This is a genomic window from Candidatus Sysuiplasma jiujiangense (assembly GCA_019721075.1).
GTDB lineage: Archaea > Thermoplasmatota > Thermoplasmata > Sysuiplasmatales > Sysuiplasmataceae > Sysuiplasma > Sysuiplasma jiujiangense.
The window spans coordinates 131,004-141,292 of the sequence record JAHEAD010000003.1 but is presented as its reverse complement, the minus strand read 5'-3'; the positions used below and the strand labels follow the sequence as shown (position 1 = coordinate 141,292).

General features: G+C 50.3%; 15 protein-coding genes. 10 read left to right on the top strand and 5 right to left on the bottom strand.

Going from position 1 to position 10,289, the window contains the following annotated elements; all coding sequences use genetic code 11:
- The 4 genes from KIS29_03505 to KIS29_03490 all read left to right on the top strand — a co-directional run.
- A partial coding sequence (locus KIS29_03505) for a hypothetical protein (GenBank protein MBX8639387.1) occupies positions 1-471 on the top strand: 471 nt, incomplete at its 5' end.
- A 181-nt stretch (positions 472-652) separates the two neighbouring features.
- On the top strand, positions 653-1,285 hold the full coding sequence (locus KIS29_03500) for a 2,5-diamino-6-(ribosylamino)-4(3H)-pyrimidinone 5'-phosphate reductase (GenBank protein MBX8639386.1): 633 nt from the start codon (positions 653-655) through the stop codon (positions 1,283-1,285).
- Between the two features lie 51 nt (positions 1,286-1,336).
- Positions 1,337-1,864 carry a hypothetical protein gene (locus tag KIS29_03495; protein ID MBX8639385.1) on the top strand — a complete coding sequence of 176 codons (528 nt, stop codon included), beginning with the start codon at positions 1,337-1,339 and terminating at the stop codon, positions 1,862-1,864.
- Between the two features lie 78 nt (positions 1,865-1,942).
- Positions 1,943-2,404, top strand: coding sequence for a DUF131 domain-containing protein (locus KIS29_03490; GenBank protein ID MBX8639384.1), 462 nt, complete (start codon positions 1,943-1,945; stop codon positions 2,402-2,404).
- On the opposite strand, the gene KIS29_03485 is transcribed toward KIS29_03490, so the two are convergent.
- Positions 2,381-2,605 (bottom strand): hypothetical protein, encoded by a 225-nt coding sequence (locus KIS29_03485; protein MBX8639383.1) that lies wholly within the window; start codon positions 2,603-2,605, stop codon positions 2,381-2,383. The genes KIS29_03490 and KIS29_03485 overlap by 24 nt on opposite strands.
- Entirely contained in the window at positions 2,584-3,192 is a 609-nt protein-coding gene (locus tag KIS29_03480; protein MBX8639382.1) for a GMP synthase subunit A, read from the bottom strand. The genes KIS29_03485 and KIS29_03480 overlap by 22 nt, the downstream gene beginning before the upstream one ends.
- Positions 3,193-3,371: 179 nt before the next feature.
- Here KIS29_03480 and KIS29_03475 point away from each other — a divergent pair, with 179 nt between their 5' ends.
- The 3 genes from KIS29_03475 to KIS29_03465 all read left to right on the top strand — a co-directional run bounded on the left by KIS29_03475 (position 3,372) and on the right by KIS29_03465 (position 5,976).
- On the top strand, positions 3,372-3,716 hold the full coding sequence (locus KIS29_03475; GenBank protein ID MBX8639381.1) for a hypothetical protein: 345 nt from the start codon (positions 3,372-3,374) through the stop codon (positions 3,714-3,716).
- A gap of 71 nt (positions 3,717-3,787) precedes the next feature.
- Positions 3,788-5,047 (top strand): adenosylhomocysteinase, encoded by a 1,260-nt coding sequence (locus tag KIS29_03470; protein ID MBX8639380.1) that lies wholly within the window; start codon positions 3,788-3,790, stop codon positions 5,045-5,047.
- Positions 5,044-5,976, top strand: coding sequence for a hypothetical protein (locus tag KIS29_03465; GenBank protein ID MBX8639379.1), 933 nt, complete (start codon positions 5,044-5,046; stop codon positions 5,974-5,976). Before KIS29_03470 ends, KIS29_03465 begins: the two co-directional genes overlap by 4 nt.
- 33 nt (positions 5,977-6,009) lie before the next feature.
- Here KIS29_03465 and KIS29_03460 read toward each other — a convergent pair whose 3' ends face one another.
- The gene (locus KIS29_03460) at positions 6,010-7,533 is read right to left on the bottom strand and encodes a hypothetical protein (protein MBX8639378.1); all 1,524 of its coding nucleotides are present in this window, start codon (positions 7,531-7,533) and stop codon (positions 6,010-6,012) included.
- Entirely contained in the window at positions 7,523-7,795 is a 273-nt protein-coding gene (locus KIS29_03455) for a hypothetical protein (protein ID MBX8639377.1), read from the bottom strand. Before KIS29_03455 ends, KIS29_03460 begins: the two co-directional genes overlap by 11 nt.
- 70 nt (positions 7,796-7,865) lie before the next feature.
- Between KIS29_03455 and KIS29_03450 the strand changes: the two genes are divergently transcribed.
- From KIS29_03450 to guaA, 3 genes are all read left to right on the top strand, one after another.
- Positions 7,866-8,099, top strand: a complete 234-nt coding sequence (locus KIS29_03450; protein MBX8639376.1) for an Lrp/AsnC family transcriptional regulator — start codon at positions 7,866-7,868, stop codon at positions 8,097-8,099.
- A 110-nt stretch (positions 8,100-8,209) separates the two neighbouring features.
- Positions 8,210-8,476, top strand: coding sequence for a hypothetical protein (locus tag KIS29_03445; protein ID MBX8639375.1), 267 nt, complete (start codon positions 8,210-8,212; stop codon positions 8,474-8,476).
- Positions 8,477-8,567: 91 nt separating this feature from the next.
- Positions 8,568-9,515 (top strand): glutamine-hydrolyzing GMP synthase, encoded by a 948-nt coding sequence (guaA, locus tag KIS29_03440; protein MBX8639374.1) that lies wholly within the window; start codon positions 8,568-8,570, stop codon positions 9,513-9,515.
- Between the two features lies 1 nt (position 9,516).
- Here the strand turns inward: guaA and KIS29_03435 are convergent, their stop codons facing one another.
- Positions 9,517-10,233: an HAD hydrolase-like protein gene (locus KIS29_03435; GenBank protein ID MBX8639373.1), complete on the bottom strand. Its 717-nt coding sequence runs from the start codon at positions 10,231-10,233 to the stop codon at positions 9,517-9,519.
- Between the last annotated feature and the right edge of the window lie 56 nt (positions 10,234-10,289).

The following is a 10,289-nucleotide window of genomic DNA, read 5'->3' as shown; positions in this document are numbered from 1 at the left end:
AGGAACATTGCACATTCGGGCATAAACGGCATACGCCTCCAGTACAGGATTGAGAGGGACTGGAGGCACAATACTGCTGGAGAGGAGCATGAGATAAGGCGCCTCTATCAGAAATACCATGACGATGCCTGCTTCAAAACAGGCGCAGCAATCACGGATATGCTCATCTTTCTGTACAACCGGGGCGAGTATGAGGCCGTGGGCTCATACTTCCGCAACAGTGTCATGGCCGTGGCGGAAACAGACCCGGACGGCCATGCTCGCATCTGCAACGAGCGAAGCGGCAGGACCGAGGGTATGGTGGCGGTGACCAAATCCACAACATCCATGGACGCCATACCATACAGGCGCGGCAGGAAGTGGTTCGAACGCTCATGCCACTTCACTTTCATCGGAAAGATATTTGCTGCACTTGTGAGACTGCAGCACGGCATCAAAGCGCATCTCGGCTCACTGACATACATAACATAGTTTCCAGGCCGCAGCAGAGGACAGCTGTGGCCACATCAGACGCAACATGGTGTTTATGGAGAACCGGCATGTAAGAAGGGAATAAAGATTACGGAAGGGCAAATCTGTACGACCCCACAACCGGTGCAGCCGCGACTGAAACATTTAATGTGTGGTGTTCATTGGTCCTGTCTGGTTAGCAATGCACAGACCGGAAGTCACGATTAATTGTGCAGCCTCAATTGACGGGAAAATCTCCTCTCCCGGCAGAACGCATCTTACGCTTTCGGGCAGAGAGGATATGAAAAGAGTTATGAAGCTTCGGGCGGCGCACGACGCCATTGCAGTTGGTGTAAACACTGTTATATCGGACAATCCTTCGCTTACAGTTCGTGGCGTAAGGTCGGGAAAACGTCCTGTCAGAGTTGTATTCGACTCCAGGGGACGCACTCCTGCCGAAGCGAAAATTTTCGACGGCAATGCCAAAACAATTATTTTCACCGCCGTGGGCACGCACATGAAATCTGCGGCTGCTGAAGTCATAAGCTGCGGAAAGGAGCGTGTTGATATTGTCAGAGCTCTGTCAATACTTTACAGGATGGGAATCAGGTCGCTTCTGGTTGAAGGCGGAGGAGAACTGATATTCAGCTTTATCTCGTTTCATCTTGTCGATACGCTCATGATATACACCTCGCCGGTTGTCATCGGGGGACGGACCTCACCCACAATCGCAGACGGCACCGGCTTTAAGGGAGGAAAAATGCTGGAAAGGTTAAGGCTCATCCGACTCACAAAGCTCGGCACAGGCTATCTCGCCGAATACCGCCCCCTTTGAACTCAGGACTGAACATTCTTTTAGTGGTCAACCGATCACCGGCTGGGCGGCATGAATAATTCCGGTCAGGCTGACATGAACAGTGAAAGCATGAACAGTGAAAGTGCGGAGCCACGGTTCCTTGCCGACAGGATGCTGGGCAAGCTGGCGCGCTGGCTCAGGATACTGGGTTTTGATACTGAATATGCGGACGACACACGAGACGTGGAGATAGCGCGGAGGGCTGCAGAGGAATCAAGAATACTCCTCACAAGAGACAGAGAACTTTCCGCAAACAGAAAGATTCGGGCAATCTACATTCCCGGTATCGAAATAGAGGACCAGTTGATAACAGTGATGAATACGCTGGGCGTCACACCTCATATAAAAACTGTCAGATGCACCCTCTGCAACAGCACTCTGTCCGTAATAACTCCTGCCGAGGCATCCGCGGAGACTGGAGCAGGGATAGCTTCAAGACATGAAGTATTCTACAAATGCGTACGATGTGGTAAAATATACTGGCAGGGTTCGCACTGGGATCGGATATTCAGGACAGTCGCTGCACTCGGAGCCAAATGTGCTGAAGATGAAACATGAGGGTGGGCCCAATCATGAAGAAGTTCTTGTTCTCAGGGAATTCCAGTCGAAAGGCATTACTGGAACGGAGGTTGCCTGTTGAATAGATGGCTGCCTTTGACGTTGTTTGTCCTTCTCTTTACCGCCGCAGCGATTACCATGATTGCGGGCGTCCTGACAGGGCAACTGGGTCTGGCGGTGGTTTTTATATTTCCTGTAATTTACGGCAGCGGTCCATTTGCGGTAATTGCAGTAATCCTGATATTCGCCGCTTTTGTTGCGCTGCTTCCCCTGCTCATGGCATTTCCCGAATACAGGAACAGCGAAACCAGTGATTTTTTCAAGCATCAGAATGTATCCACGGTACAACCTCCCGATCAGGAAGAGTTTTCGGGAAATGAGGTAACTCCGCGGAGAACCGGAAGGTTGGGAGGCGTGATATTTATCGGCCCCGTGCCTATAATCTTTGGCAGCGACACGAAAATTCTCCGTTACATGTTTGCTGCTGCCGGAATAATGGCTGCGCTCATTCTGATACTATTTCTTTTCGGCATATTCTGAGCATAGACTCCTTGCCGCGTCGTCAGCGGTCAGTCCCTTTTGCATCTCGCTTCTGAGAAAAGACATAAGGTCAATGTATGCGGAAAACGGCAGTTTCCTTCGCCTCAGGACTTTTCCAAGCGTCCTCTCAAACGTTTCATCCTTTCTTCTTCTCTCGATTGTTTCTGAGAGTACATCAATTAGTTCCCTGCTGATTTCCATTTTGATACTTCCTCAAGGAAGTTGATGAATATCTGCAATCCGTTTTCAGTATCTTCGACCTCAGGATGGAACTGAACACCGAATATCTGCCTGTCTGCAGACATCATCGCCTCTATCTCACACACACCCGTCCTTGCCAGGGAAACGAAACCCGGCGGCAGTGCTTTTACCTCATCCTTGTGCGACTCCCAAACAGTAAATGAAGGCGGCAACCCTGCAAGTATCCCCCTGTTCTCTATTACCTCAAGTCGTGCCCTTCCGTATTCGGCGCTCAGACCGCGTCCCACCTTTCCGCCGAGATGGTGGGCAAGAAAATGATGACCTACACAGATGCCCATTACTGGCCCAGGGAACAAGTCTACGAATTTGCCTGCGTTGCCCATTCTCTCCGGCTGAAGACCGACGCTGGGGGAACCACCGCTAAGGACTATTCCGTCTGCATTTGCAATCTGTGAAAAATCGGCAGTGTTCGGGACGATTTTGACCACTGCGCCAAGATCCCTGATAACCCTGTATTCCCTGTGCGTCCACTGCCCCCCGTTATCAATCACGGCAATATCGATCCCGGAATAATCTTTTTCACTCATTACCGGCTGCCATTTGCGTTATTAGATTAAGTTCTTTGTGCTCATATTGTGATAGGTAGTACGGCAGGGGAAAGGTGGATGGATGCAGGCGCTGTTCCTTTGCAGCACTGCGAAAACTAAAGACTTATCATAATATAGTGCAATACATCCATGTTACCTGGCAGGGAGAGCGCATCAGGATGCCTGAAGATATAGTCACCAAACTCACACGCGAATCATTTAAGCTGATGGACACCGAGAGTGTTTTCGTCCAGGCGATGCAGGATATCGTCAAGGACGAAATAAAAAAAAGGATAATGTCGAGGATCGAGAAAGATCCGGCATTGAAGGAACAGATAAAGATCGCTGTTGAGGATCTTATTGAAGCCAGAATAAAGGAGGGGTATGCCATGATGCGCCTGGGTAAGATAGCTGCAAGAATTGGCCTTGAGATGATACCGCCTGACATGAAGGAGGATGTTACCCGCGAATTCACTTCCATAATCGAACGGGAGATTTCGGAGATATTCCAGAAGATATCCTGATTTTTCCTCTTCAGTTCTAAGTGCCGTTATTCTGCTTCAGTAGCAATTAAAATAATAACGCTCTTCAATACATGCCCGGTTCTGGTGGTTCAACGGATAAGGATATTCTCGAGAAGGGAATCAGGCGGATCGAATGGGCTAAAACGCATATGGACGTCCTTTCTCTGACTTCCAGGCGAATAGCAGAAAGGGGTATGCTTAAAGGTCTGAAGATCGCGATGGCCCTTCATGTCGAAGCTAAAACTGCATGCCTTGCCCTGGCGCTTAGAGAGGCCGGTGCTGAAGTAAGGCTTGCCAGCTGCAATCCGCTGTCCACGGACGATTCTGTGTCTTTAGCCCTGAACGGGCATTTCGGTCTCGAAACGCATGCCAGAAAGGGTGAAACCGGTGAAGAGTATTATTCCAATCTGAACTCCGTGCTGGACATTAGACCAGATATACTCATTGATGACGGAGCGGATTTGATAGCGATGGTGCATACGGGAAGAAAGGAACTGCTTGGAAAAATCATCGGAGGGAATGAGGAGACGACAACAGGCGTCGTCAGGCTCAAGGCGATGGCAAATGAAGGAAAACTGCGTTTTCCTGTTCTCGCAGTCAACGATTCGTACATGAAATATCTCTTTGACAACAGGTATGGAACAGGGCAGTCATCTTTTGACGGCATAATGAATGCAACCAACCTCCTTCTTGCAGGCAAAAGGACAGTCGTTGCCGGATACGGCTGGTGCGGAAGAGGCATAGCCCAGAGAGCACGCGGTATGGGCGCAATTGTTACCGTCACGGAGATTGATCCCGTCAAGGCAGTTGAGGCAAACATGGACGGTTTCGAGGTTTCCAGCATGGACAGGGCCATCGCAAATGCCGACTTCGTCATTACAGCCACCGGCTGCAGGGATGTGGTGACATACGATCACATGCTGAAGGCAAAAAGCGGCTGCATTCTTTCCAATGCGGGCCACTTCAACTTGGAGATAGATGTTGAAGCGCTTCGAAAGAAGAGCAGCGGAAAGCAGGTCAGGGAATATGTGGAAGAGCATACGCTTGAAAACGGGAAAAAGATCAATCTGCTCGCCGATGGCCGCCTGGTCAATCTCGTAGCAGGACAGGGGCATCCCGCTGAAATAATGGATCTGAGCTTTTCACTGCAGGCAAGGGGCGCGGAGTTTCTGGCAGAAAACAGAGGCAGGATGGAGCCGGGTGTTCATGTCCTGCCGAGGGAGGTCGATGCGGAACTTGCACGTATGAAGCTGCGTGCACTCGGCATCGGCATAGATTCACTCACTGAAGTTCAGAAGAACTACCTTTCCTCCTGGACAATGGGAACATGAAAGAGTGGTCAAGACTCGGGAAAAGGCGGAGGAGGAAGAATTACCTGGGCGTGCTGGGGCATGTCAACATGGACATTATCTACAGGGTTCCCAGGCTTCCTTCCCCGGGAAGGTCGATTAATGCAGAATCTGTGGAAATTCAGTTCGGGGGCACCGCCGGGAATATCGCAGTGCATTCGGCACGGCTGGGCGTCCCGACAGCGCTGGGATGCTATCTTGGCGAAGATTTTGATGCATCGTTCTCAAGCCTGCTCAATGAAAATGCAGTCGACACATATGATGCAATTGTATGCAGGAGCGACAGAACACCGAGGTGCCACATATTCGATGACGGCAGAGAGCAGTCGTATGTCATTGAACAGGGAGCGATGGACAGCACATCCGAACTGCCGCTTTGGGAGCATGCAGTCGCAGACAGCTCGGTAGTTCATGTTGCAACAGGCGATCCCCGGCGATACAGACGGGCTGTTGCAGGGACGGATTACAATTTCGATCCGGGGCAGGAGATCAGTTACAGGTACGCACCGGGCATATTCAGGGAGCTCCTTTCGGGCTGCAATATTTTTTTCAGCAACGAGAAGGAAATCAGGACCGCTGTGAAGCTCATGTCGCTGAAAAATGAGAATGAACTGGCTGATTACTGCCGTACCGTGCTGAAAACAGCGGGCAGGAAGGGCACATATGTAATCACGTCAGATTCATCTCATGTCGTCAGGGCTGCGTCTGTTGAACAGCTGGTTGACACAATAGGCGCAGGAGACGCATTCAGGGCGGGTTTCTATGCTGCTCTCTACAGGAAGAAAGACATGATCAGCGCCGTGCAGATAGGAAACACAATGGCGGCCATGTCCCTTTCTGGCAAGGGCGGTATATCGCAGTCGGTAAGCTGGGAAAATCTCCTGCTCAGGTGGAAGGATGAATACGGCTGAATTCTCCGTCCGGATACCCGAACCTGATTCTGTTCAGTGAAAAATCATCAACGCCATGCTTCCGTTGGTATCCCTCACAAAACATCTTTCCGGATTGCAGTTTTCCGCTCTTTCCTGCCGGACCGCGAACTCGACGCCATCGCGGCCTGTGCTCATCTGCAGAGGAATATCGCCACCGCTGGCATCAAAAAACCTGACACTCTCAAGCCTGCTGTTATCCCTCGACCTGGCAAATACGCGTATCGTCCCGTTTTCCCGCGGATCTTTCACTATACCGATTTCCGGGGGGACATTCAATCTGACGAATTTGTCAGTGCCGAGCAGCATGTCGCTGTGGGGATTAACCGTGCTGATCAGGATGCAGCAGTCGTCAGGACAGAATCGTTCGGCCACTACCCTTTTCTCATCAAATCCATTGCATATTACCCATTTATTTCTGCCTCCCCCTTCCATCAGTTCACTTATTTCATCCCATTCGTCACCGGTACTGGTTTCTCCTTCGTCGAGCAGATTCGACGGCATTATGACCGAAAAGAAATCGGCTGCAATCACACCGGCTATCTCCCTGAGCCGCGAGACAGTTTCCTCACGGCTGCTGTTTCTGATTATGCCGCACGACAGTATCCGGGCTTCCCTGTCTCCTGTCATCCGATCCGATTCAACTTTACTCAATCCCGAGAGTCTGGTCGAAATTGCCTGGATGGAAACCGGAGAGATGTCGGAAGCTATCCATCTCCTTCCGAGTCTTTCCGCGACTGCGGCGGTCGTTCCGCTGCCTGAAAAGAAATCCGCCACAATGTCTCCTTCCGATGACGAAGCCTTTACAATTTTCTCAAGCAATGCCTCGGGTTTCTGCGTCGGAAAACCTGTTCTTTCTCTGGCCTGGCTGTTGATTATCGGTATTTCCCAGACATCTTCGGGAACTTTGCCGAGCTCATTGACCCTTGTAGGCCTTCCGAACGAGATATCCCTCCTCCTTGCCTGGTAAAGTGTGCCGGTACTGTAACGTGTCCTGACGGCGTCGAGATTGAATTTGTGTCTTTCGGCATTTTTCGCATAAAAAAGTATAGTATCATGCTTCTTCTTGAACCGGTCCCGGACAGTTCCGCCGGGATCGTGATAGTGCCAGATAATTTCATTGATAAAATTCCTGTATCCCAGTAATGCGTCCATCATTACTTTCACGTAATGGACGGCATGCCAGTCTACATGCATGTAGATGGAACCTGTTTCCGAAAGAAGTCTCCTCATCTCCTCAACTCTCGGTTTCAGCCATGATATGTATTCATCCACACCGGCACCCCATCTGTCGGAAAAAACATCCCTTAAGATTCCGCCCTCCAGCTTTCTGTATTCCTTCCTGCTGAAGAAGGGCGGATCCGCGTATATCAAATCAATAAATCCGGATGGCAGCGACCGCATAACAGACAGGTTCTCTCCCCAGATTATGCTGCCGCCTGTATTTTCCACCGGATTTGCCTGAAATCCTTCGAGAGTGGTGATCGGGAATTTCCACATTAACTTCCCGCACGATTCTGAAAAATTCTCATTGCTCATCCGATTCCCATCCGTCATAGGGCAGGTTGTTCATAAAACGGGCGCACAATCCGGTACACTGGATGAAATGTTTTCCGCCGGTGGCTGCATCGGCAGCTATGGGCCGGGTCTGCACGTATCCCCAACGCTTTCTCAAGCCGGCATATACAACTCCCGCCTCCTGTGAAGGAAACCTGTGCATCCGCATTTTACTCAGTTTTACAGCATTGCCGGTTGTTCCTGATATGAGGTTTATGATGTGCCCGCAGACTACAGTCTTCATTCAAACCCGGTACGTGCTGCAAAACATAATCTTTTAAATAAAAGACCATTTACCTACAGGAGTATACTTTATGGCCATCGGTTTTGTCCTTATCAGCACCGCGCCGGCGAAGGAACACGAAGTCTATAACGAACTTCTGAAGGTTAAGGAGATAGTCGAACTTCACCCTCTCTTTGGCGAATATGATCTCATCGCCAAAATCGAGGCAGAGGACTTCAACACGCTGGGTCAGGTTGTAGTGGACAAGATAAGGGCAATACAGGGCGTTATAGACACGAAAACACTCACTGGCATAAAGTTTTAAAGACTGAGGCGATACGAGGTCGATAAACTATGTATTCAGTTTCAATTCTGTCTGCCCTGGCGGTTTCGGATGCTGTACCTGCACAGAATCTCGGAAATTTCGTGACAGTGATGCTCCTGACATTCAGCATCTTCATGGTGCTTGCGGGTGCTTTCACTTCCTATTTCGGCACCGGAAAAAGCAGGGCTGTCGGTGCCGTCCTTCTGGTAGTGGGAATCATTGTTGCAGTTGTCTGGCTTTCACTTGCGCAGCAGTACAGCTATACGCAGCCGGGACTTGGCCTGGTCATTTGGGGAGCATTTCTGAGCATCATCGCCGCCATTATAGGTGCAGTGATCGCTGTACTTGTTTTCCTCTTTGCCATAATGAAGACATAGGAACGACGGTGTACAGCCGTTTAGCCTCTGTTTGCCCGCATCGCTTAATATTTAAACTCCGTCCTCCAATGGAGGAAAAGGTTGTTAGCGGATGAATGCAGAGGATTTCATCGAAAGCCAGATAACAAAACTGAGCGGGGAAATAAAGGGCAGGGCTGTTATCGCGCTTTCAGGTGGAATCGACAGCACAGTGGCCGCTGTTCTCACAAACAGGGCTATAGGAGAAAGGCTTCTGTGCATCTATGTTGACACCGGTTTCATGAGGAAAGGGGAAACCGAGAATGTCACTACCCTCTTTTACAGTCTGGAATTGAACTTCAAGATTGTAAATGCGGAAGGAAAGTTTCTGAAGCTGCTCGAGAACGTGACAGATCCTGAAATGAAAAGGCAGATAATAGGCAGGAAATTTATAGAAATTTTTGAGGAAGAGGCAAAGCTTTTTGGCGCCGAATGGCTGGTGCAGGGAACAATTGCTCCCGACTGGATAGAAAGCGGCGATTCGCTGAGAGACAGGATCAAGTCGCACCATAATGTGGGAGGTCTTCCTGAAGGCATGAGGCTCAGGCTGGTAGAACCGCTGCGCGATCTGTACAAGGATGAGGTGCGCTCTGTCGCGCGGTGCCTGGGGATAGGGTCTGTCGACAGGCAGCCGTTTCCGGGTCCCGGATTGGCGGTAAGGATACTGGGACCTATAAACACCCACAGGGTAAATATCGAGCGGGAAGCGTGTGCCATTGTTGAAGAAGAACTGGAAAAGGCGCACTCGGAAGGCATGATCGGCGAACTTCCGTGGCAGTACTTCGCGGTGCTCCTTCCGGTCAGGAGCGTGGGGGTGCAGGGGGATGAGAGGGCCTACGGTGAAACGGTAGTCGTGAGGGCGGTGAGATCAACAGATGCGATGACCGCCCGCTTTTCGGACATTCCGCATGAGGTGCTCGAGAACATATCCACCAGGATCACCAATACGCTGGGAAGCGATGTCACACGGGTGGTGTTTGACATAACCAACAAGCCTCCCGCAACAATTGAATGGGAGTGATTTAAACATCCGCCCGGATATGTTCCAGCACCTCTGTTCCGAATACCTGCTGTCCTCCGCTGTTTCCTTCTCCGAGATAGTATACGCGTGCAAAAGAAAGTTTTCTGAGTGTATCGATATCTCCCTTTATCGCTGTAATCGCCATGCATTCCTCCCCGCTCAGGCCCAGGTTGCTCAGCGCAAAGCGGAATTGCCTTGCATGAGGTCTGCACATGCCCATTTCTGATGAGAACTGCATGTCATCAAAACAGGCTGAAATTTCCGCATCCCTTATCTGAACAGACAATCTTGTATGCGGAATTCCAAGCGGGGAATTGCATACAAGGCCTATCTTCATATCCTTCCTCATTTTTTCAAGAAAGCTCCTCGCCTCCGGCCGGACTGCGGAATGACTCAGATAATGTTCCGCAACAATATTCACGATCCTGTTTGTCAGCGAAACATCGTCTATCTCAATGTCTTCGAGCACCCTGCCCGCAACATCCGAAACTGCCGTCTCCGCAAAGGAATTCTGTATTCTTTTCATCCTTTCATCCAGATGGAAATCGAAAAGATAGGACAACCTCTCCTCATCCACATGGACGCCCTCCATTTTCAGCAGACTGTATATGTCGCCCAGGACTGCAGCAGGCAGCTTCAGCTGGTCAGTACTGCAGTCGAAAAGACACTCATACCCGATTATCAGACCGGCGGCTTTCATGTATTCTTCGGGCTCCATGCTGTCTGCGACTATATATGTTGACAAAATGAACGTAAATCGGGCCGTGCTCTCCC

What these genes read in the sequence shown, in the direction of transcription:
- KIS29_03500 (MBX8639386.1), top strand. Translation starts at nt 653, where the DNA reads ATGCACAGACCGGAAGTCACGATTAATTGTGCAGCCTCAATTGACGGG.
- KIS29_03495 (MBX8639385.1), top strand. Translation starts at nt 1,337, where the DNA reads ATGAATAATTCCGGTCAGGCTGACATGAACAGTGAAAGCATGAACAGT.
- KIS29_03485 (MBX8639383.1), bottom strand. Translation starts at nt 2,605, where the DNA reads ATGGAAATCAGCAGGGAACTAATTGATGTACTCTCAGAAACAATCGAG.
- KIS29_03480 (MBX8639382.1), bottom strand. Translation starts at nt 3,192, where the DNA reads ATGAGTGAAAAAGATTATTCCGGGATCGATATTGCCGTGATTGATAAC.
- KIS29_03475 (MBX8639381.1), top strand. Translation starts at nt 3,372, where the DNA reads ATGCCTGAAGATATAGTCACCAAACTCACACGCGAATCATTTAAGCTG.
- KIS29_03470 (MBX8639380.1), top strand. Translation starts at nt 3,788, where the DNA reads ATGCCCGGTTCTGGTGGTTCAACGGATAAGGATATTCTCGAGAAGGGA.
- KIS29_03465 (MBX8639379.1), top strand. Translation starts at nt 5,044, where the DNA reads ATGAAAGAGTGGTCAAGACTCGGGAAAAGGCGGAGGAGGAAGAATTAC.
- KIS29_03460 (MBX8639378.1), bottom strand. Translation starts at nt 7,533, where the DNA reads ATGAGCAATGAGAATTTTTCAGAATCGTGCGGGAAGTTAATGTGGAAA.
- KIS29_03455 (MBX8639377.1), bottom strand. Translation starts at nt 7,795, where the DNA reads ATGAAGACTGTAGTCTGCGGGCACATCATAAACCTCATATCAGGAACA.
- KIS29_03450 (MBX8639376.1), top strand. Translation starts at nt 7,866, where the DNA reads ATGGCCATCGGTTTTGTCCTTATCAGCACCGCGCCGGCGAAGGAACAC.
- KIS29_03445 (MBX8639375.1), top strand. Translation starts at nt 8,210, where the DNA reads ATGCTCCTGACATTCAGCATCTTCATGGTGCTTGCGGGTGCTTTCACT.
- guaA (MBX8639374.1), top strand. Translation starts at nt 8,568, where the DNA reads ATGAATGCAGAGGATTTCATCGAAAGCCAGATAACAAAACTGAGCGGG.
- KIS29_03435 (MBX8639373.1), bottom strand. Translation starts at nt 10,233, where the DNA reads ATGGAGCCCGAAGAATACATGAAAGCCGCCGGTCTGATAATCGGGTAT.